The organism is Streptomyces sp. NPDC025793, assembly GCF_055558375.1.
This window is the reverse complement of record NZ_JBVHMR010000003.1, coordinates 210,977-230,869: the sequence shown is the minus strand read 5'-3', so window position 1 is coordinate 230,869 and position 19,893 is coordinate 210,977. Positions and strand designations below refer to the sequence as shown.

19 protein-coding genes are annotated in these 19,893 nt (G+C 70.3%); 7 read left to right on the top strand and 12 right to left on the bottom strand.

The genetic code is table 11. The features are described 5' to 3' along the window. Positions 1-39 precede the first annotated feature (39 nt). Both ACZ4MF_RS08480 and ACZ4MF_RS08475 read right to left on the bottom strand, forming a co-directional pair. Positions 40-726, bottom strand: a complete 687-nt coding sequence (locus ACZ4MF_RS08480; protein ID WP_467491020.1) for a response regulator transcription factor — start codon at positions 724-726, stop codon at positions 40-42. 234 nt (positions 727-960) lie between these two features. Then, positions 961-1,926 carry a ferritin family protein gene (locus tag ACZ4MF_RS08475; protein ID WP_467491018.1) on the bottom strand — a complete coding sequence of 322 codons (966 nt, stop codon included), beginning with the start codon at positions 1,924-1,926 and terminating at the stop codon, positions 961-963. A 306-nt stretch (positions 1,927-2,232) separates the two neighbouring features. Here ACZ4MF_RS08475 and ACZ4MF_RS08470 point away from each other — a divergent pair, with 306 nt between their 5' ends. The 4 genes from ACZ4MF_RS08470 to ACZ4MF_RS08455 all read left to right on the top strand — a co-directional run bounded on the left by ACZ4MF_RS08470 (position 2,233) and on the right by ACZ4MF_RS08455 (position 5,324). Then, on the top strand, positions 2,233-3,111 hold the full coding sequence (locus ACZ4MF_RS08470) for a universal stress protein (RefSeq protein WP_467491016.1): 879 nt from the start codon (positions 2,233-2,235) through the stop codon (positions 3,109-3,111). Positions 3,112-3,414: 303 nt separating this feature from the next. Further along, complete coding sequence (locus tag ACZ4MF_RS08465) at positions 3,415-3,702, top strand: SHOCT domain-containing protein (protein ID WP_467491014.1); 288 nt, start codon at positions 3,415-3,417, stop codon at positions 3,700-3,702. Then, positions 3,699-4,310: a sulfocyanin-like copper-binding protein gene (locus ACZ4MF_RS08460; RefSeq protein ID WP_467491012.1), complete on the top strand. Its 612-nt coding sequence runs from the start codon at positions 3,699-3,701 to the stop codon at positions 4,308-4,310. Before ACZ4MF_RS08465 ends, ACZ4MF_RS08460 begins: the two co-directional genes overlap by 4 nt. 531 nt (positions 4,311-4,841) lie before the next feature. Continuing rightward, positions 4,842-5,324 (top strand): DUF5994 family protein, encoded by a 483-nt coding sequence (locus tag ACZ4MF_RS08455; protein WP_397658919.1) that lies wholly within the window; start codon positions 4,842-4,844, stop codon positions 5,322-5,324. A 148-nt stretch (positions 5,325-5,472) separates the two neighbouring features. Here ACZ4MF_RS08455 and ACZ4MF_RS08450 read toward each other — a convergent pair whose 3' ends face one another. The 6 genes from ACZ4MF_RS08450 to ACZ4MF_RS08425 all read right to left on the bottom strand — a co-directional run bounded on the left by ACZ4MF_RS08450 (position 5,473) and on the right by ACZ4MF_RS08425 (position 10,348). Next, a complete protein-coding gene (locus tag ACZ4MF_RS08450; protein ID WP_397658921.1) occupies positions 5,473-6,516 on the bottom strand; it encodes a fatty acid desaturase family protein in 1,044 nt (347 codons plus the stop codon). A gap of 551 nt (positions 6,517-7,067) precedes the next feature. Continuing rightward, entirely contained in the window at positions 7,068-7,424 is a 357-nt protein-coding gene (locus ACZ4MF_RS08445) for an STAS domain-containing protein (RefSeq protein ID WP_397658922.1), read from the bottom strand. Positions 7,425-7,460: 36 nt separating this feature from the next. Next, positions 7,461-7,706: a hypothetical protein gene (locus tag ACZ4MF_RS08440; RefSeq protein WP_467491010.1), complete on the bottom strand. Its 246-nt coding sequence runs from the start codon at positions 7,704-7,706 to the stop codon at positions 7,461-7,463. Between the two features lie 10 nt (positions 7,707-7,716). Then, a complete protein-coding gene (locus ACZ4MF_RS08435) occupies positions 7,717-8,421 on the bottom strand; it encodes a DUF5994 family protein (protein ID WP_397658924.1) in 705 nt (234 codons plus the stop codon). A gap of 80 nt (positions 8,422-8,501) precedes the next feature. Beyond that, positions 8,502-9,695 (bottom strand): PP2C family protein-serine/threonine phosphatase, encoded by a 1,194-nt coding sequence (locus ACZ4MF_RS08430; RefSeq protein ID WP_467491007.1) that lies wholly within the window; start codon positions 9,693-9,695, stop codon positions 8,502-8,504. 143 nt (positions 9,696-9,838) lie between these two features. After that, positions 9,839-10,348 (bottom strand): DUF5994 family protein, encoded by a 510-nt coding sequence (locus tag ACZ4MF_RS08425; RefSeq protein ID WP_467491005.1) that lies wholly within the window; start codon positions 10,346-10,348, stop codon positions 9,839-9,841. Positions 10,349-10,819: 471 nt separating this feature from the next. Between ACZ4MF_RS08425 and ACZ4MF_RS08420 the strand changes: the two genes are divergently transcribed. Then, on the top strand, positions 10,820-12,592 hold the full coding sequence (locus ACZ4MF_RS08420; protein ID WP_467491003.1) for a sensor histidine kinase: 1,773 nt from the start codon (positions 10,820-10,822) through the stop codon (positions 12,590-12,592). Between the two features lie 249 nt (positions 12,593-12,841). Further along, positions 12,842-13,714: a slipin family protein gene (locus ACZ4MF_RS08415; protein WP_467491001.1), complete on the top strand. Its 873-nt coding sequence runs from the start codon at positions 12,842-12,844 to the stop codon at positions 13,712-13,714. Between the two features lie 117 nt (positions 13,715-13,831). On the opposite strand, the gene mgtA is transcribed toward ACZ4MF_RS08415, so the two are convergent. Both mgtA and ACZ4MF_RS08405 read right to left on the bottom strand, forming a co-directional pair. Continuing rightward, positions 13,832-16,492 carry a magnesium-translocating P-type ATPase gene (mgtA, locus tag ACZ4MF_RS08410; protein ID WP_467491000.1) on the bottom strand — a complete coding sequence of 887 codons (2,661 nt, stop codon included), beginning with the start codon at positions 16,490-16,492 and terminating at the stop codon, positions 13,832-13,834. 495 nt (positions 16,493-16,987) lie between these two features. Continuing rightward, entirely contained in the window at positions 16,988-17,101 is a 114-nt protein-coding gene (locus tag ACZ4MF_RS08405; protein WP_467491567.1) for a peptide deformylase, read from the bottom strand. A gap of 113 nt (positions 17,102-17,214) precedes the next feature. Between ACZ4MF_RS08405 and ACZ4MF_RS08400 the strand changes: the two genes are divergently transcribed. Then, on the top strand, positions 17,215-17,730 hold the full coding sequence (locus ACZ4MF_RS08400; protein ID WP_467490999.1) for a hypothetical protein: 516 nt from the start codon (positions 17,215-17,217) through the stop codon (positions 17,728-17,730). Here ACZ4MF_RS08400 and ACZ4MF_RS08395 read toward each other — a convergent pair. Together ACZ4MF_RS08395 and ACZ4MF_RS08390 are read right to left on the bottom strand one after the other, a co-directional pair. Further along, entirely contained in the window at positions 17,664-18,707 is a 1,044-nt protein-coding gene (locus ACZ4MF_RS08395) for a serine hydrolase domain-containing protein (protein WP_467490998.1), read from the bottom strand. The two genes, ACZ4MF_RS08400 and ACZ4MF_RS08395, sit on opposite strands and share 67 nt — an antisense overlap. 95 nt (positions 18,708-18,802) lie before the next feature. Continuing rightward, a complete protein-coding gene (locus ACZ4MF_RS08390) occupies positions 18,803-19,891 on the bottom strand; it encodes a glycosyltransferase family 4 protein (RefSeq protein WP_467491566.1) in 1,089 nt (362 codons plus the stop codon). Between the last annotated feature and the right edge of the window lie 2 nt (positions 19,892-19,893).

Sequence of the window (19,893 nt, the reverse complement as noted above, 5' to 3'; positions counted from 1 at the left end):
AGCACGTGGTGATCCGGCGGGTCACGACCGCTTCCCGTACTACTGGACCGCCGCGAGCCGGAACCCGTGCCCGTAGACGGTCTCGATCAGCCCCGGCACGCCGAGCTTGCGGCGCAGCGCTGCGACATGCACGTCCACCACCTTGGTGGGGCCGTACCAGTCGGCGTCCCAGGCCCGCTCAAGGATCTGCTGCCGGCTCAGCACCCGGCCGGGGTCCGTCGCCAGGCACTCCAGGACGCCGAACTCCTTCGGCGTCAGGGAGACCGGACGGCCGTCGACCGAGACCTGCCGGGTGCGCAGATCGAGCGCCAGCGGGCCGTGACCGAGAATCTCCGGCTCCGCCGGGCGCCGGCGGCGCAACACGGCCCGGATGCGCGCGAGCAGCTCGGACAGCCCGAACGGCTTGACCAGGTAGTCGTCGGCGCCTTCGTCCAGGGCCACCACCCGGTCCGCCTCCTCGCCTCGCGCGGTCACCGCGATGATCGCGGCGTCCGACCGCGCCCGCAGCCTGCGGCACACCTCGACGCCGTCGATGTCGGGCAGCCCCAGATCGAGCAGCACGACATCGGGGCTGGGCGCCGACAGCGCCGCACGCCCGGTCCGGACGCCCTCGACCGCGTAGCCGACCTGCCGCAGACCGCGCACGAGGGACTCCGCGATGCCCCGGTCGTCCTCGACGACCAGCACCCGCGTCTCCTCGGCCACGCCCGTGCCCCTGGCGCCCATGCCCGTTGCCCGTCCTCCCCGGCCGTGAGATCAGATATCCGTACCCGACATCCAGCCTGCCCCTCGCGCCGGATGCGACGGCAGGGCCGTTCGTCCCTGTATCGCGCTGCCAGGACCACCCCGTCGTACCGGCACGCAAGCCGGTCACGAGGCCACCAGGCCGCTCAAACGCATGGCGGCCAGGTGGCTCCTGGGGCCACCTGGCCGCCATGGGGTTCAGCCAGGGCGTGGCGCTCAGCGCAGCCGGTTCAGCGCTGCCTGGAAGGCGGCGGCGTGCCGGGCCTCGTCCGCGGCGGTGTTACGGAAGTAGGAGGCGGCGGCGGTGTCACCGACGGCGGTCGCCTGCTTGGCGAACCCCGGGTAGATGGTGGTCGCCTCCGAGCGCTCCCCGGTGATGGCCTTGTTCAGGTTCGCCTTCGTGGTGCCCACCCGTCCGGCCAGGACCGCCTCGCCGGCGAAGTGCTCGTGCAGCTCGACGGCGGCCGTCCCTTCCCACAGACGGGCCAGTGCGGGGTTCCCGGTCTGCTTCGCGTGCGCCGCGAACAGCATGTACTTGGCGTAGGCCAGGGCTTCGCCGTGCATCGCGGTGTCCAGGTTGGTCTTCGTACGGGCGGCCCGCACCTGTGGCAGCCCGGCGGGTACCGCGACCGTCTTGGCGGCGCTCGGGGCCGGGACGGTGCCGTGGCCGGAGGTAACGGCTGTGAGTGCCGTGCGGAAGGCGTCGCGGTGGCGGCCCTCGTCGGCGGCGATCTCCGTGAACAGTTCGGCGGCCTTTGTGTCCCCGTCCTGCCGGGCCTGCGCCGCGAAGCCGCGGTACATGACCTGGTGCTCGTACGTCTCACCCTTGATGGCCTGGCGCAGGTTGGCCGCGTTCGTGCCGACCACTCCGGTCAGCGTGGCTGCCTCGTGCAGGTGCTCGTTCAGCTCGGTCTGCGCCGTGGTCCGGAAGAGCCGTCCGACGGCAGCCTGGGCCGCGCCGTCGGCTTGAGCGCCGAAGAGGCTGTAGGAGGCATAGGCGAACGCCTCGCCCTTCATGGCGGTGGCGAGGTCCGTGAGCATCTGCGCCCGAAGCGCCCGGGCGGCTTGAAGCTGCGGGTGGGGGCCGGCCGGGGCGGCGAGGGCCAGGGCGGGGGCCGCCTGCGATGCCGCGGTCAGCGCGCACAGACCGACCAGGAGCGTACGTATCGAGTGGCGGAACACGACTTCCTCCTCCGGGGGCCTCTTGGGTGACAGCGCCCCTTCCTCATAGGACCCGTTCGGGTGCACCCATGCCGTGTCTGCTGAGCCTTCCGGGTGATGACCGAGCGTGATCAGGATCGGGGTGAGTTACCGCGACGGCGGTGGTACGGCGGCACCTGGGAGCACGCCCACGGGCACGTGCGGCATCGCTGCCTCGAAGGGTTGCCGGGAGGGCCATCGGGTCCCATGCGCTGCGCGGCACAGTGGCGGAGGATGGACGAGAGCCGGGCGGGCGGTCCCAGAGCCGGCCTGGCGAGGAGGCGCGGCATGGCCAAACCAGTCGTCGTTGGAGTCGACGGCTCACAGTCCAGCCTGGACGCGGTCGAGACGGCGGCAAGCGAGGCGGCGCTGAGCGGGGTCGGCCTGCGGCTGGTGCACGCCTTCGGGTGGCCCTCGATCCATCCACCGCCTGGTGGGCCGCCCTGGGATCCTGCCAGGGCGGGCGTGCGCGAGCTGCTGGACAGCACGCTGGCTGAGGCAGAACAACGGGCACGCGCGATCGCGCCGCGTGTGGACATCACACGGGAGGTCACCGTCGGCGAGCCCCTGATGGTGCTGGAGATCGAGTCGCGCACCGCCTCGCTCGTCGTGGTGGGCAGCCGCGGGCTGGGCGCGTTCGGCAGCCTGCTCCTCGGTTCCACCGCCGTACATCTGGCCGCCCACGGTCGCTGCCCGGTGCTGGTGGTACGGGGCAGGCCGAACCCGACCGGACCCGTACTGCTGGCGGTGGACGGCTCCCCGGCAGGCGAGCGAGCTGTCGAGTTCGCCTTTGCCGAAGCGTCGATGCGCGGTGCGGACCTGCTGGCCCTGCACGTGTGGAACACCTGGAGCGAACGGGCCTACGAGGGACCGGGCGACCCGCTGAACATGGTGGTCGACATCGACCGACTCCGCGAGGAGGAGCAACGGCTCCTGGACGACACCCTGTCTCCGTGGCAGACGCGCTACCCCCAGGTCACGGTGGAGCGGCGCCTGGTGCGCTCCCGGACCCGCCCGGCGCTGATCGAAGCGAGTCACGACGCACAGCTGGTCGTGGCCGGTGCGCGCGGACGCGGTGGCTTCACCGGCCTGCTGCTCGGCTCGGTCAGCCAGGCCCTGCTGCATCACGCGCACTGCTCCGTCGCCGTGGTCCGCGGCAAGGAGTGACCACCGCCACTTCTCCGTTGGCTTTGATGTCGGCGGTCAGGTGAACCGACAGCCGAGGGCGGTCAGAGTCGTGCGCTTGCCAAGAGCCGACAGCGAGCCTTACTCGCACAGCCTGCCAGGGCGGTAACCGGCATGGTCGGCGCCTCGTGCTCTGCGAAGATTTTCCACACAGCTGTGGACGGCGGAGCCGGATGGGGCGTTGAGCCCTCCGGCCCTACGCTCGGGAACTGTGGCCCAGACCGAGTGAGGTCTCACGGATTCATCCTGGCATTGACGCATCGACGCTGAAGTCAGCCGAGGGAAGTGATCGGCACGATGTGGTACGACGGCGGATGGGGCTGGGGCGGCTGGATCGTCATGACGGTGTTCATGGTCCTGTTCTGGGCGGTCCTGATCGTCGGGTTCGTCGCACTCGTGCGCTACCTCGCCGGTACGCGTCACCATCAGCAGCCCGGCTCGCCTCCACCTTCCGGATGGGGAGGAGGGCAGGACCGAGGAGCCGAGAACCTGCTCGCCGAGCGGTTCGCACGCGGGGAGATCGACGAGGACGAGTACAAACGCCGGCTCGCGGTGCTTCGGGAGCGCCGATGACTCCGCATCGCCGCCGAGAGGTATGGACGGCGCTCGCCATCGCCGCCGCGGCCTTGATTCTGGGCGTCGCCACGACGGGTCTGATGGCCGCGTCCGGCGCCTTTCACAGAGCGGCACCGTCCTCCTGGAGAGCGCAGAGCTCACGATGCAGCGCACCGGCCGCGAAAGGCAGTGCGGTCGATGTGACGGTGTGGGACAAGGGACGCATGATGCGGGGCCCGAACGGGCCCGCGCCGAACAACGGCCATCCCGGCTGGTACGGCATGGGCATGATGCGCTTGGTGACCCAACCCATGACCGTTCCGGCAGGGGTGGTGACGGTACGGGTGGTCAATGCGGGAGCCCTCACGCACGAGGTGATCGTGTTGCCGCTGTCGGCGGGCCGGGCTGCCGGAGAACGTGCCATCGGCTCCGACGGCCGGGTGTCGGAGGCGGGCAGTCTCGGCGAGGCGTCGCGCACCTGCGGCAGCGGTGCCGGAGATGGGATCGCCTCCGGCGCGGCGGCCTGGACCACGGTGACGCTGCGGCCGGGCCGCTATGAGCTGCTGTGCAACGTCCCGGGCCACTACGCGGCCGGCATGTACGCCGAGCTGGACGCCACTCGGTGAGTGAGGGAATCGGCGGCTGCCCGCCCGAACCGGCGCTGATGGCGGCACGAGATCCCGACACGGAACGAAGGTCCTTACCAGCGGCACGGGTGTCTCCTGATGCCCCGCCCTCGCGCAACCGATGACTGAAGTTACTTGTGCAGCGAATGGGAGCGGGAGGGGGCTGGCCCGGTTTCGTGTGCTGCAAGCGCAGGAGCCCTCCCGCCCGCTGGACGGAAGGGCTCCTGACCTGGTGTTTCTCTGTGCCCCCGGCAGGATTCGAACCTGCGACACCCGCTTTAGGAGTTTTCCCCGAATGGGCCTGCGACCTGGTGAAATGCTCGCTGCAGGTCGCCTGGCCTGGGAAAACACTCCTCCGTAGTTCTCGTTTGTTCACGGGGTTTCCCGGCCTCATGTGTGCTGGATCCGTTCCGGATGGGGCCGGTCGATAGAGGGCGATTTCGGAGACGCCGGCTCGCGTGGCACCTGGAGTAGCGTGGCAGGTGCGAGGCGGTCCCGTTGTCGCACCTGCCCTACAGACGGGTGGTCCTCATGACCAGCTCGGATACATCTCCTGTTCCCCGGCGTCTTCCCAGCGGTGTCCACGAGGCTGTGCGGCCGGGTTGCGCGCTTCTCCGGCTGGAGACGATCCCATCACGTGAAGGTGTCCTCGATGGTGCGTGGTGGCCGCGCTCGCGGGACATGGGTGCCGAGCTGCCCGCGCTGCTGAGTGCCCTCGTCGCCCACCTCGGCCCCGTGACCCGCGTGGGGCTGGACACCGCAGCTTGGGAAGATCTCCCGACGCGCATCGTCGTGGACGACCGCGTGGTGCACATCGATTCCTTCCCGGTCGGTGACGACACGGTACTGATCACCCGGGGCGACCGGGACATCTTCTCGCTGCTGGTGGTCCCGCCCGACGCGGCACCGGACGCCGCCCGCGCCGCGATGGCCCAGGCGGTCCGGGCGGACAACATCAGCCAGGCGGAACAGATCCTCATCGACACCGGGAGCGGGCGCGGAACGTCGGGCTGACGGGGCGGCGCGGGGCGCGACCGGCGCACGGCTCGACCGGCGCACCGGCTCGACGGTCTCGGACGGCGGGGGCGAGGGCGGCCCGCCACTCGGGGGCGTGCCGGTGGTGACCGCAGCACGGTCTCCGACGATGGCTCCGGCAGGTGTCTCAGGTGGGCACGCGGGCCTGCCGCAGTGGTGCTCCGGCCCGGTGGAGACTGGCGAGGGCCAGCCGGTAGGAGGCGATCAACCCGGTCTCCACGTAGTCCAGACCCAGTTCCTGGCAGTGGCGCAGCACGATGGTCCGGGCCCTGCGCAGGTTGGGGCTGGGCATGCTGGGGAACAGGTGGTGCTCGATCTGGTGGTTCAGTCCGCCCAGTGCGATGTCGGTGAACCAGCCGCCGCGCACGTTGCGTGAGGTGAGCACCTGGCGACGGAGGAAGTCCGGGCGGTCCGTGCCCTTCAGGATGGGCATGCCCTTGTGGTTGGGCGCGAAGACGGAACCGAGGTAGACGCCGAACAGGCACTGGTGGAAGGCGAGGAAGGCGATCGCCATGCCGGGCGGCAGCAGCCAGAGCAGTACGGTCAGGTAGAGCACGAAGTGCGCGAAGAGCAGGACGCCGTCCAGCGCGCGGTGCTTGAGCGAGCGGTTGGCCAATGCCTTCACGCTCGACACGTGCAGGTTGAAGCCCTCCAGGGTGAGGAGCGGGAAGAACAGGAACGCCTGTCGGCGGCCGATCAGCCGGGGGAGCCCCTTGGCGGCCCGCGCCTGGTCCTGGGACCAGACCAGCAGGTCGGGGTCGAGGTCGGGGTCGAGTTCCTCGTGGTTGGGGTTGGCGTGGTGGCGGGTGTGCTTGTCCTGCCACCAGCCGTATCCCATCCCGATACCGGCACCGGCGATCCGTCCGGACACCTCGCTGGCCCGGCGTCGGCGGAACACCTGGCGGTGCGCTGCGTCATGGGCGAGCAGGGCGACCTGGCCGAAGACGACAGCGAGGAAGGCGGCGACCGCCAGAGTCCACCAACTGTCGCCCAGGACCGCGACGGCTGCCCACCCACCGACGTAGAGCCCGGCCACCACGGTGGTCCGCAGCGCGTAGTAGCCGGGACGGCGCCCCATCAGCCCGGCAGCGGCGATCTTTCTCGACAGACGGGCGAAGTCACTTCCGGACGCCTCCGGGGGCGGGGGGCGGACCGCGGTGTTTCTGCTCATGACGGTGGAACTCTCCGGACAAGGCCGATCGGCTCTGCCCCGCTGGGACCGGGCCGCTGGAAGGGCTTTACGACGTCCCTGGTGCGGACGCATCACGCGATTCTGGAGTCGGGGAGTCGATGGTGTCGGGAGGCCGTCTGCTTCGTCGGTCAGCGGCTGCGCAGGCCCTCCTGTCTCCGTGCGGGTACCCCACCGGGGGTGCCTCACGCCCTGACGGACGGGCCTTGGGAGCGGTCCGGCTGAACACTGACGAGTGCTCGACCCCAGGCCGGTCAAGCCGCGTACCGCTCCGGTGGCGCGAGTACGGCTGCTGCTGGAGCCTTACGCCGCTCCGGCACGGACCCCGGAGCGACTGACGCGGGAGACGCTCGCGCACGCACGCGACTCGGCCGGTCTGGAACAGCCTCTCCGCGAGTCAAGCTCAACGGAGTCCGCCACCGGGCACGACGCGCCGATTGAGACCCACGGGGCCGGACTCCCGGACTCCCTCAACGGCCAGGGTGACCAGTGCCCGCCTGTGCTGCCCGGCGACCCGCTGGCTGGGGACGCTCCTATGGGCGCCACTCCCGCTGACGCCGGGCCCCTCCCGGCCTCATCGCATAGAGCAGACGATCGTAGCCCGTGTCCGTGAGCAGTCGTTCGGTCTGCGGGGAGGGGTGGTGCAGCAGCAGGAACGCGTGATTCTCGGCGGCGTGCCGTGACACGTCGAGGAAGACGCTCAGGCCGCTGTCGTCACAGCGGTCGACGGTGGTCAGATCGACGTCGATGAGGGTGATGCCGTCCCGCAGGCACCGCTCCAGGGCGGCGCGCACGTGGGGCGCGGTGGCGGAATCGATGACACCGGCCAGGGTGACCAGGGCCCGCGTGCCCCGGTCGTGCCGGTAGAGGTTCAGCCGCGGAAGAGTCATGACGCCTCGGTTCAGGTGCTCAGGTGCTCAAGGTCCTCAGATGCCTCGGTCCACGGGCCCCGGCCGCTCCTCGCGTGGTCCGGGGCCCGCGTGTACGCCCCGGGCACGCGTCGCCGCGGACCGAGCCGACGGTGGCGCGCAGCCGCCGCGGCGGCCGGGCCGGGGGGTGCTGTACCGGTACGCGGCGATCCTGTCGGCGTGCTGGAGCCCGAGCCGGTGGATCACGTACGCCGCCACTGCGACGAGGACCAGGAAGGCGGTGGCCGTCAGGAAGGCGCTCATGGTGGCCACCTCACATACCGATGATCAGCCGGCTGGCCCGGCCGGGCGGACCGGTCTGTTGGGGAACGGCAGCGGACACCGCGGAGGCGCCGCCCTCATACTCCCAAGCCTCGTCCGGGTCCAGTGGCTGGTCGCCCGCCAGGACGCCGTGCCGGGCCTCCTCCGCGGCGATCAGCGCGCTCGCGGTCAGTGGCGGGCCGTCGTGGTCGGACGCGGCAGCCATCAGCCGGGCCGCCGGCTCCGCCCCGGTCCCGGGCGGGATGACCAGCAGATCCCAGCGGCCGGTGCCGTAGGAGAGCAGCAGCAGCTTGTGCGGATCGATCTCCGGAGTGAACCAGCCGACCTTGACGATGTGCCCGCTCACGGGAACCTTGCGGGGGATGACCGGCCAGTGCTCCGGGTTGACGGCGATGCGGGTGATGCGGCCCCACAGGGTGTCCAACACGTCGGTGAGCGCCGGCAGTTCGCTCAGCAGGTCCCGGGAGCGGGGCCACCAGGCTCCGTCCAGGAGTCCGCGGGGAGTGCCGTCGGTTTTCAACGCGAGACGTGCGGCCGGGGCTGCGACGGGCTCGGGGTGCGGCAGCGTGGGGTACAAGGTCGCCGACATGGTGCGGACCCGTCTCCGGGCCACCTCTGCGGCGGCCCGGGTTTCATGCTTCGCCGGGGACGACCCGGCGTGGAAGCCGGTGTGCGAGATGCCCTCGGTACTGTCCACACTACTCCGCGTTTCCCGGCGGCGGGTTTTCCCGGCGGCGAGGAGCAGTGACCGCACTGTCGGACGGCGGGGGCGAGAGGTCATCCGCGCCACTCCACCATGAGCAGGGTCGCGTCATCGCTGGTCTGTCCGCCTCGCGCCTGCTTGAGCGTGTGGGACAGGGACCGCGTCACCGCCCGGATGCCGCGGCCGGTCCGCTCCAGCTGGTTCACGCAGTCGATCAGCTGGTCCTCCCCGAACTCCTCCCCACCGCTCTTGTGCTCCTCGACCACTCCGTCGGTGAAGCAGAGGACTCGGTCCCCGGGCACCAGCCCCAGTTCGCTGATCCGGGGCACCGAACCACCCAGGCCGACGGGAAGCGTGGTCGGGCTGGCCAGACGCTGTGCGACGCGGTGGTCGCGGACGAGGACCGGCGGCGGGTGCCCGGCGTTGACCCACTGCACCCGTCCCGTCGTCGTGTCCAGCTGCATCATCTGCGCGGTGACGAAGTGCTCGGGACCGAACTGCTCGGCCACGGCGCGGTCCATGAACTCGTAGATCTCCGACAGTCCGATGCCGGCGCGGCGGGCGTGGCGGTAGGCGCCGATGGCCACGGTGGCCATCGTGGCCGCGTCCAGTCCGTGCCCCATCGCGTCGATCATCGCCACGTGGAGAACGTCGCCGTTCAGCGCGTAGTCGAAGCTGTCGCCGGCCACGTCGTAGGCGGGTTCCAGGATCCCGGCCACGGCGACCCGGGGCATGATCATGGCCAGCGGTGGCAGCAGGGACCACTGGATCTCCGCGGCGACGCTCATCGCCTCACCCCGTCGGACACCGAAGAACAGGTCGGAGTAGCCGTGCTTGGTCACCAGAAGGTCGGCCACCAGGCCGGAGATCCTGTGCAGCAGGCGGCGGTCGTGGTCGTCGACTCTGTCCAGCGTCACCGCCATGACCCCCACCTGGTCTCCCCCGTCCAGCAGCGGCAGATGGAGCCGTACGCCGTCGGCCTCGGCCAGTTCGACGGGCTGGGCGTCGAGAAAGCAGCGGCCCGCCTCGGAGTCGTCGATCACGTGCGGTTCCCCGCCCGTGAGGCCCTCACCGGGCAGCGGTACGAGCAGCAGCTGGCCGTAGTCCTGCAACAGCACCTGCGGTCGGCGGCCACCGAGCCGCTCCACCACGTCGGCGACCAGGGGCCCGATGAGATGGGGCGGGAGTTCGTGCGCGCTGTCGAGGATCTTTCCGAGGAGAGCTTCCCCGAAGCTCTCGGAGCGGTCCGCGCGCCGTCCTGCCGTCATCCCCTCACCCGCCGTGGTCCGCTTTGCGCGGGGGGCGGGCCGGGATGGCAAAGGATCTGTCGGTGCCATGGCTCCATCACGGGGTTGTGGACGCCCGATCCGCCGGTCAGGCGGAGCCGGCCGGGTCGGGCTGCTTACCTAGGTCAGGCTCCGGCTCCTCCTTCTGACACCCATGTGTCCTGCCCGTCGAGGCCGTCCTCGGCGAGTGCCAGCAGGCGCGGAGCCGACAGTGGGTTCGCGGGGTCGGAGGCGGCGGTCAGCAGCCGGGCCGCCGTGTCGGCCGGTTCGTCCGGTGGGACCACCAGGAGCTCCCAGCGCCCCACGGTGCCGCAGTCCACGGTGATGGCGTGCATCTCGGCGTCGTCGTCGCTCAGGGCCACTTCGATCACATGGCCGGGCGCCATCACCTCCTGCGGGGCATCGGGCCAGGCGGCGGTCCCCACGGTCACGCGGGTGACGGTGCCGATGCTCGGATCCAAGGAGCCGACCAGCGCGGGCAGCTCCAGTTCCAGGGCGTCGCAGCGCGGCCACCACGCGCCGTCCAGCGGGCCATGGCTGACGTCCGGCGTGAGGCGCAGCCGGGGCAGGGGCGTCCTGTAGGAATGCCCGTCACCTGGCGCCGCACCTTCTGCGGGCTGTGTGATGGCGTTCATCGTGCGATCCGTTCCGGGCGGTTTCCGGCTGCCCGTGTCTGTCACTCGCCGGGAACGGCGCCGCCATGGTCGTGCGCCCGAAAGTTCTCGGTAGCTGTCAGGCTACTCCCGGCCGTGGCGGGCGGCGCATCTGCTGCTTTCCTTAGAGAGGAACGGGCGATTACCCAGGCCGTAGCCCGGTTCGTGCAGCAAGCATGCGTCACCTCCGCGAGCGCCACTCCCTGCCGGAGCCGGAGCCGGAGCCGGAGCCGGAGCCGGAGCCGGAGCCGGAGAGCGCCCTGATGACCTGCCCTCCGCGCATCGCCTGTCCCCGCCGCAGAAGGCGCACACGTTCGGTCACAGGAAGGCCCGCGGCTCGCTGTCGCGGCCGGCCGTGGGGCGTCGGCCGAGTCGGTTGTCGGCTACCTGCTCGATTCGAACGTTCAAGCGTCGTGCTCCTCCGTGGCGGGTCGATGGAGGCTTCTCGGGTGCATGCTGGAGGGATCGGGGGGCCTCCCGAGGGGAGTCGGCGTGGACGAGGACACGGGCGCTACACGGCGTACCGGAGATCGGGTGGCGCCCCGCATCCGGTTGGACGAGCAACTGGAGGAGGTACAGGACCAGATCACGCGAGTGCGTTCCGCCCGGGAGCGGCTGGTCGGACTGCTGGAGGCGGTTCTGGCTGTCGGGACCGAGCTGGACCTGGGTGCGGTGCTGCGGCAGATCGTGCGGTCCGCGGTCACCCTGGTCGACGCCGAGTGCGGGGCGCTGGGCGTACTGGGCGATGAAGGCGGTCTCGAAGAGTTCATCACGGACGGGATGGACGAGGAGACCCTCGCCGCGATCGTGCACCGTCCGGAGGGCCGGGGAATCCTCGGGCTGTTGATCCGCCAGCCGCACTCGCTGCGGTTGGCCGATCTCGACGAGCACCCGGACGCCGCTGGTTTCCTGGCCGGGCATCCGTCGATGCGAACCTTCCTGGGCGTTCCTGTCCGGGTGCGTGAGGCGGTGTTCGGCAATCTGTACCTGACCGACAAACGCGGTGGCGCCGAGTTCGACACCGATGACGAGGCGGTGCTGGCGACGCTGGCCGCGGCGGCCGGGGTGGCGGTCGACAACGCCCGGCTGTACGAGGCGGTACAGCGCCGCGAACGCTGGCTGACGGCCAGCAGCGAACTGACCCGCAGCCTGCTGTCCGGCACCGCCCCGGCCGAGGTCCTGGCCACGTTCACCGCCACCATCCGCGAGATGGCCGACGCCCATCTGGTCGCCCTCGCCGTGCCCACCCCCCGCACTGGCGGCCTGGTCGTCGAAGCCACCTCCGGTCCGGACGCCGACCGCGTACGCGGGCTGGTTCTGCCGGCCACCACGCTGGCCGCGAAGGTCTATACCTCCGGTGAAACGATCACGACCGACAACTGGAACTCCGACCCTCGAACCGAACACGACACCGTCCCCATGCCCCTGGGACCGGTCTTCCTGGTCCCGCTCGGCACCCCCGAGCACGTGCGGGGCGTCCTGCTGGTCGCCGGTCTCCCCGGCCGTCCCGCCTTCACCGCCGCGACCGTCGCCATGATCGCCGGATTCGCGAACCACGCCGCACTCGCCCTGGAGATCGCCGAGCACCGCCGCGCCGCCGAACGGCTCCTGCTCCTCGGCGACCGTGACCGCATCGCCCGCGACCTGCACGACCTGGCCATCCAGCGCCTGTTCGCCGGAGGAATGACCCTGCAATCGGTCCTCGCGCAGGTCTCCGACCACCCGCAGGCCGCGGAGCGAATCCAACAGGTCGTGGACAACCTCGACGACACCATCAAGATCATCCGGTCGACGATCTACGCTCTGGGACAGCGCGACAGCACCGGGCACACGCGCCTGAGGTCGCGCCTGGTCGCCGAGACGGGCGAGGCCGCCGCGACCCTGGGTTTCCCTCCCGCCCTGCGCATGACCGGCCTGCTGGACACCCGCGTAGCCGACGACATCGCCGACCAGTTGCTCGCCGTGCTCCGCGAAGCCCTCGCCAACGCCGCCCGGCACGCCCACGCCACCGCCGTGGACGTCACGGTCGAGGCCACCGCCACGCATCTGATGCTGCGGGTCTCCGACAACGGCCGCGGCATCGACCCGGCTCGCACGCGTCGCAGCGGACTGGCCAACCTCCGCACCCGTGCCACGGAACTCGGCGGAACCCTCACCATCGCCCCGCACCGGCCCACCGGCACCACCCTTGACTGGGCCGCCCCCCTCCCCACGGACCAGGGCTGACCCCTGCGCCCGCACGGTGGGGGACCGTTCGGCCCATGCGGTGTGGTCCCCGACGAGCGATGCTGGACATACGGCCGGTCCTCATCAGGTTCTCACGGCCTCAGGTGCCGGTCCCGGTGAATCGCGCCCCTCGCGACGGGCCACGAGCACATCACGGTGTGCTCGCCCCCCCCTTGGCGTCACGTGCTCCGCCGACCCATTCCCAGGACCTCGCGCGAACGCCCTGGTCCTCGTCCCGAGGAGCCCAGCATGCAACTCCTGATCGTTCTCATCGTCGTGGTCGGCCTCGTGGCCCTCTTGGTGCTCGCCATGGCCGTGAAGGTCGTCAAGCAGTACGAGAACGGAGTGCTGTTCCGCTTCGGCCGACTCGTCGGAACACGCTCCCCCGGGCTGCGGTTCATCATCCCGTTCGTCGACGCCCTGCACCGGGTGTCGCTGCGGGTCGTCACCATGCCGATCCAGTCCCAGGGCATCATCACCAAGGACAACGTCAGCGTCGACGTCTCCGCCGTGGCCTACTTCCGCGTGGTCGACGCGGTCAAGTCGGTCATCGCGATCGAGAACGTGAACTCCGCGATCGACCAGATCGCCCAGACCACCCTGCGCAAGGTCGTCGGTCAGCACACCCTGGACGAGACCCTGTCCGAGACCGACCGCATCAACCTGGACATCCGTCAGATCCTCGACATCACCACCGCCGAATGGGGCGTGGAGGTCACCCTGGTCGAGCTCAAGGACATCCAGCTGCCCGAGTCCATGAAGCGCGCGATGGCCAGGCAGGCCGAGGCCGAGCGGGAGAAGAGGTCCAAGATCATCAACGCCGAGGGTGAGTCCCTGGCCGCTGCCGCCCTGGGGGACGCTTCCGACACGATGATGGCCCATCCGCTCGCCCTGCAACTGCGCAACCTGCAGAGTCTGGTCGAGATCGGTGTGGACAAGAACACCACCGTCGTCTTCCCGGCACCGCTGATGAGCACCATCGGCGAACTCGGCTCCTTCCTCGCCCGCGAAGCGAACGCGGCCGGCGCGACGGCGCCGCCGTCCCCCACGCTCGCACCGCCCCTCGACCTGGCCAGTTCTGCTCGCGTGCCGGCACCGAACGGGGGGACTGAAACCACGTGAGCGCTCCTGTAGGTGGCCACCCCGCAGCAGCCCGGCAGGCGGACGTGCGCCTGCCGGGCTGCTGCGGGGTGATCCGGTGTCCCTCTGCGCCGCTCGCCGCACGGCTGACGGTCCGTATCACGGCGGGCCGTCGACCGGCGTGGGATGGGGCGCGGCAGTGCTGAAGCGGCCGGCACGGCGCCGCAGGTGGCGATGGCGCGCGTAGTGCCTGGGAACCGGAGGTGGCGCGACTGCAGCCCCGTAGAAGAGCCGTTTGCCGATTTCGACGAGGGCCAGGTAGGCGAGGATCATGCCGACCAGCGTGGCGAAAAACCCTCCCGGAAGCGGTTGGAAGCCCAGGGTGTGGGCGAGTGGGGTGGCCGGCAGCACCGCGCCGATGGTGACGACGCCGAGCGCGGCGAGAGTCAGCGGCAGGCTGGGGTGGCTGCGGAAGAACGGGATACGCCGGGTGCGGATGGCGAAGACCACCAGGGTCTGGGTGGCCAGCGACTCGACGAACCAGCCGGAGCGGAACTGGGCCGGGCCGGAGTGGAAGACCCAGAGCATGACGCCGAAGGTGACGAAGTCGAACACCGAGCTGAGCGGCCCGAAGGAGATCATGAACCGGCGGATGAAGGCGATGTCCCAGTGCGAGGGCTTGCGCAGCTGGTCCGCGTCCACGTTGTCGGTCGGGATGGCCAACTGACTGCTGTCGTAGAGAAGGTTGTTCAGCAGGATCTGTGAGGGGAGCATCGGCAGGAAGGACAGGAACAGCGAGGCGCCCGCGGCGGAGGCCATGTTGCCGAAGTTGCTGGAAGTGCCCATCAACACGTACTTGATGGTGTTGGCGAAGATCCGGCGGCCCTCGACCACACCGTCCGCGAGGACGTCGAGATCCTTCTCCAGCAGGATGACGTCGGCCGCGTCCTTGGCGACGTCGGTGGCCGAGTCGACGGAGATGCCCACGTCGGCCGCGTGCAGAGCCAGTGCGTCGTTGACTCCGTCGCCCAGGAACGCCACGCCGCCGCGGCTGCGCCGTTGCGCGCGCACGATACGGGCCTTGGCCTCGGGACTCACGCGTGCGAAGACGGTGGTCCCGGTGATCGCTTCGGCCAGTTGTGCGTCGTCCAGGGCATCGACCTCGCTGCCGGTCATCGCGCCCGCGTCGGTGAGGCCGAGGTCATGGCAGACCTTGGCGGCGACCGCGGCGTTGTCGCCGGTGACGACCTTCACCGCGATGCCCAGGTCGGCGAGTCTGCGCAGCGCTGTGGCGGCGCCCGGTTTGGGCGGGTCGAGGAACACCAGCAGCCCGGCCAGGCTCAGCTCCCTCTCGTCCCCGGGCTCGACGGCCTGCGTTCCGGGGGCGACGGGCCGGGTGGCGACTGCGATCACGCGGTTTCCTGCCGCGAACTCGGCCGCCAGCGCGTCGCGGGCTCCGGGCGGGACGTCGACGCAGCGGTCCAGGACAGTTTCCGGAGCGCCTTTGGTGACCAGGCTCGAACGGCCGTCCCTGTCCCGTACGAGGACCGAGATCATGCGCCGTTCGTGATCGAAGGGCAGCACCGCGACCTGGGTGTACCCGTCCAGCGCGGCCCGCTCGCCCGCGGCGGCCGGAGACCGCCACAGGGCCTGGTCCAACGGGTTCCCGCCGACATCCCGCGCATCCCGCGCCGCGTTCTCGGTACTGAGCAGCCCCCACTTCACCACCGCCTCGGAATCGTGGCCACTGGCGGGAACGGCACGCATGTACTCGATACGGCCCAGGGTGAGCGTGCCCGTCTTGTCGGTGAACAGGACATCGACATCGCCCAGGTCCTCGATGCAGACCAGCCGCTTGACCAGCACCTTGCGCCGGCTCATCCGGCGCGACCCGGCGGCCAGACTGGTCGAGACGACGGCGGGCAGCAGCTGCGGGGTGATACCGACCGCGATGGCCAGCGAGAACAGCAAGGCGTCGATGATCGGCTTGTGAAGCACTACGTTGATCACGAAGATCGAGCTGGTCAACGCGCCCGCCACGTAGACCAGCAGCAGGGAGAAGCGCCGCAGGCCGACCTGGAACTCGGTGTCGAGAGGGTGGGTGTCGAGCCCGGCGGCGATCTTGCCGAACTCGGTGTGTGCTCCGATGGCCACCACTACGCCGCGGGCAGCGCCTGTCCGAACGACCGTGCCCATGAGAGCGCACCCGGACAATTCGGCCAGCGGGGTCCCGGCCGGGACCGCGGCAGCGGTCTTGTCCACCGGGAGCGACTCGCCGGTCAGGACCGACTCGTCGCACTCCAGACCGGTGACCTCCAGCAGCCGCAGGTCCGCCGGGACGATGTCACCCAGACGCAGTTCCACCACGTCACCGGGGACCAGCGCCGTGACATCCACCAGGGTCGCCCGGCCGTCGCGCAGCGCCACGGTCTGATGGTGGATCTGGGAGTGCAGCGCCTCGGCGGCTTTCTCGGCGCGATACTCGTTGACGAAGCCCAGTCCCACGGACGCGCTCACGATCAGACCGATGATCACCGCATCGCCTCGCTCGCCCACCAGGAAGGACGCCACAGCGGCCGCCACCAGCAGCCCGAGCAAGGGTGAACGGAGCTGATGCCACAGCACGGGGAGCACCCGGGCACGATGCGTGGCGACCGCATTGGGGCCGAACCGCGCATGCCGTCGCGCGGCCTCCTCGCTACCCAGGCCCTCCCCGGTGACGACACCGAGCGCACGAAGGACTTCGTCCCCCGACACGGCCGCCGCCGACACCACCCCGGCCGCGAGCACGGACGGCTGCGCCGGAGCGGAGACGCTCACCCTGCCCAGCATTTGGAGGCGGGTGGCCCGTTCCTCGGTGCGGGGTGCCGGCTGGTCTCACGATCCCGGCACTGCTGCTTGGTCATGCGCATCGCCGTCCTGGGGCTGTCATGCCATCCCGGCCGGTGAGAACGAGGGCTCCACAGACCCGGCGGGCTCCAGGGTTCCAGCATCGCACGCTCATCGCGCCTCGACGCCCGCCACATGCTGCACCCGCCGAGTGTCACCGGGGAACTCGGCGGCGGTACCGGCACACCGCACAGCGCTGGCAACGGGAGGCGTATGCGAATTGCCTGCTCGTGGATCGCATAGCGCCTTCCGGTGCGAGATCACTCGCACGCCCAGGCCGGCCGGTCTGCCGGTATTCCTCCACCGGGACGTGGTCGACCCCGGTTCGCATCCGGGCGGTGCAGAGCAGACCGTCGAGGTGGGCGAGGACGGGGCGGACGAGGCGGACGAGGCCGCGTTCATAGACGGTGGTTGTGGACTCGCTGGTCAGGGCGGTCGCCCCACCGTGATCTTCGGCGGACGGGGTACGGGGCCGCGGACGGCGAAGAAGCTGAGGCATCCCTCGTACCGCTCGTCCTTCTCCTCGGATCGGCCGGTGATGCGGGGCTGAGCAAGACGACGGCGGAGGCGTTGTCGGGAGGCAGGACGACTGCAGTCGCGCGCGGGAGATCCCGATCTGCGGGGGCGGCGATGCCCACGCCCCTGGCGAAGGGGTGGACCTGGCTGATGCGTTCGACGGTGGCGAAGAGTTCGTCCACGATGCGTTCCGCCTCGTCGCGTTCGGCGGGCAGGTCGAAGACGCCGCTTTGTTCGGCGAGGATGCAGGCGCCCCGCTGGACGAGACCGAGGTCTCGCATGCGCTGGCTGGGCCGCACATCAATCACCGGAACTCCCTGCCTTCTTCATGCCGGCACAACGACGTCTCCTTCGGCGCGGGCGTCACCGCGCTAGACCGCGGCTTCGTCTTGGGCCTGACCGAGATCACCGCCGCCCTCCCCAGGGGCTGCGGAACGGCCGCCGTTACGGTGCGGCCTTGGGTTGCAGAGTGCACGGCGTATCCCGCGCCTGCGCTGAACGGGCTGGCACGCTGGCAGCCGGTCTTGAACCGAGGCATTGGGGGTTGCAGGAGGTGCTGGACACACCGGTACAGCCATCCGGCTCTCTACGTGAAGACGAGCTTTCGGAAGGTGTTGCGGATGTCGGTCAGCGGCGCGCGGTCTCGTGTGTAGTAGAGCTTGTTGGTCAGGAGCGCCGCCCAGCGGTTCTTGGTGGTGGAGATCCACATGCCTGTGCCGGTGAAGCCGTAGTGGACCCAGGCGTCCTCCTCGGCGGTGGTGCCGGGAGCGGGGTGCCAGAAAAGGCCGCGAGCGGGCTGGAGCTGCTCCGTCTGGATGGCCAGGGATCTGGTGATCCACTCGCTGCCGAAACCAGCCCGGAACTGGGACGCGGCAGGGGCGAGCATGTACTGGAGGAAGGCGGCGAGGTCATCGAGGACAGTGAAGACGCCGGCGATGCCGCAGACGCCGCCCAGGAGGCGGGCCGAGAAGTCGTGGGCGACTCCCTTGAGGTGGGTGTCGGTGTCCTGGTCGAGTTCGGTGGGCGCGCAGCGGGCGGCGAGGTCGGCGGGCAGGGGGCCGAAGCGGGTGTAACTCATGCCCAGTGGGTGCCAGGTACGGGTGGCAGCCAGGTGGTCCAAAGGCTGGCCGGAGAGGTGTTCGGCGAGGTAGCCGAGGATGAGGGCAGCCCGGTCGGTGTACTCGACTGCCTCACCCGGAGGTCGGTGGAGCTGTTCGCGGAGGACGCCTCGGCGGATCTCCTCGGGGTCGGTGCCGTAGAGGTTCTTCAGTTGGGCTCGTAGCGGGACGCCGGCGGTGTGGGTCAGCAATTGTTGGGTGGTGACGTTGCGGAGTGGGTGGCCGGCGGCCTCGGGCCAGAACGTGCCGAGCGGCTGGTCGAGGTCGAGGGTTCCGTCCTCCCACAGGGCTCCGATCGAGGACCAGACGGCCAGGATTTTGGTGAGGCTGGCGGCGTCGAAGACGGTGTCGGCGCGCATCGGCACGTCCGGCTCGTCGGGGTCGAGGACGCCGGTGGCTCCCTGGGCGAGGATGCCGGTGGCGTCGCCGACGGCCCACACGGCTCCCGGGTACACCTTGTCGCGGACTCCCTCGTCGAGCAGGGCTTCGATGCGGTCGCGGTCGTACGTCATGGTCTCCCTCTTCGCCGGGGGTATCCCGTCGGTCAGCGTAGTGACGTTCGCGGAGCGGTTCGGGTAGTGACGTGTCGGGTCGTCTGGCGGTCGGTTCATGTGAGTTGTCGGCCGAGGTCGGTCAGGGATCGTGCGGTCGCCGAGAGGGGATAGCGTGCCGCATTGGCGTAGCCCGCCTGTCGCAGGGCGGTCAGCAGTCCGGGTGTCTTTCTCAGCCGGTCGAGGTCGCGCGCGAGTGCGGCGGAGTGGTTGAAGTCGGTGGCCATGCCGGAAGCGGCGAGCGCTTCGCTGAGGCCGGGTACGGGCTGGTAGAGGACGGGGAGACCACACGCTTGGGCTTCCAGCGCGACCAGTCCCATGGCCTCCAGGGTGGTGGACGGCACGACCAGCACATCGTGTTCGGTGAAGGCTTTCCACAGCTGTGGGCGACGGAGCCAGCCGAGGTAGCGCGCTCGTACGCCTGCTCGTTGCAGCAGCGGGGCGAGTGCGTGGAACTGGGCTCTGGGCGCCGCGACGCTCAGCTCGGCGCCGGTTACCGGAGCCAGGCTCTTGATCAGGGTCTCGGCGCCCTTTTCTGCGGTCAGGCGTCCTGCGTACAGGAGCCGCAGGTGGCTGGTGGAGGTCCGCGCAGGCCGGGCCGGCGGGGCGGTGAGTAGGCGGTCGGGGATGCCCCAGGGGATGTGGGTGATCTTTCGGCGTTCGATCTGCGGGGCGAGCTTGAGGAGGCGGTCGGCCATTGCGTTGGTCGGGACCACGATGGCGTCGGCGGCCCTGGCTGTTTCGCGCAGCATTCGGAGTTGGTCTCGGTGTGTCTCGGCGAAGAGCAGGTCCGTGCCGTGGACGAGGGCGATCCGGGGATGCGCGGGCAGAGCGCGGATGAGAGCAGGAGTGGCGCCGAACGCGAGGTGCTGCAAGTGGAGGACGTCGATCTGTGTGGCATCGAGCGCGGCTGTGAGCGCTCTGCGAAGGGTGGCGACGTAGCGGTTGAAGGCCGTTCCTTCCAGGCATTTGCCTGCCACGGGCAGGAGGTTGAGTCCGACGGGCGGTCGGGGACCGTGACCAGGTGGTGCGAGCATGAAGGCGCGGGCCGGGATGAGGGGGTGCTGGCCGGTGTAGAGGTCGAGGAAGAGCTCGACGCTGCCGCCGGGGCTTCCAACGGGGAGGTCCAGGAAGGTGGCGGCCATCG

Coding starts and splice junctions, on each gene's coding strand:
- ACZ4MF_RS08480 (WP_467491020.1), bottom strand. CDS start 726: ATGGGCGCCAGGGGCACGGGCGTGGCCGAGGAGACGCGGGTGCTGGTC.
- ACZ4MF_RS08395 (WP_467490998.1), bottom strand. CDS start 18,707: ATGACGTACGACCGCGACCGCATCGAAGCCCTGCTCGACGAGGGAGTC.
- ACZ4MF_RS08430 (WP_467491007.1), bottom strand. CDS start 9,695: ATGACGGCAGGACGGCGCGCGGACCGCTCCGAGAGCTTCGGGGAAGCT.
- ACZ4MF_RS08420 (WP_467491003.1), top strand. CDS start 10,820: ATGCTGGAGGGATCGGGGGGCCTCCCGAGGGGAGTCGGCGTGGACGAG.
- ACZ4MF_RS08455 (WP_397658919.1), top strand. CDS start 4,842: ATGACCAGCTCGGATACATCTCCTGTTCCCCGGCGTCTTCCCAGCGGT.
- ACZ4MF_RS08415 (WP_467491001.1), top strand. CDS start 12,842: ATGCAACTCCTGATCGTTCTCATCGTCGTGGTCGGCCTCGTGGCCCTC.
- ACZ4MF_RS08445 (WP_397658922.1), bottom strand. CDS start 7,424: ATGACTCTTCCGCGGCTGAACCTCTACCGGCACGACCGGGGCACGCGG.
- ACZ4MF_RS08440 (WP_467491010.1), bottom strand. CDS start 7,706: ATGAGCGCCTTCCTGACGGCCACCGCCTTCCTGGTCCTCGTCGCAGTG.
- ACZ4MF_RS08470 (WP_467491016.1), top strand. CDS start 2,233: ATGGCCAAACCAGTCGTCGTTGGAGTCGACGGCTCACAGTCCAGCCTG.
- ACZ4MF_RS08390 (WP_467491566.1), bottom strand. CDS start 19,891: ATGGCCGCCACCTTCCTGGACCTCCCCGTTGGAAGCCCCGGCGGCAGC.
- ACZ4MF_RS08460 (WP_467491012.1), top strand. CDS start 3,699: ATGACTCCGCATCGCCGCCGAGAGGTATGGACGGCGCTCGCCATCGCC.
- ACZ4MF_RS08450 (WP_397658921.1), bottom strand. CDS start 6,516: ATGAGCAGAAACACCGCGGTCCGCCCCCCGCCCCCGGAGGCGTCCGGA.
- ACZ4MF_RS08425 (WP_467491005.1), bottom strand. CDS start 10,348: ATGAACGCCATCACACAGCCCGCAGAAGGTGCGGCGCCAGGTGACGGG.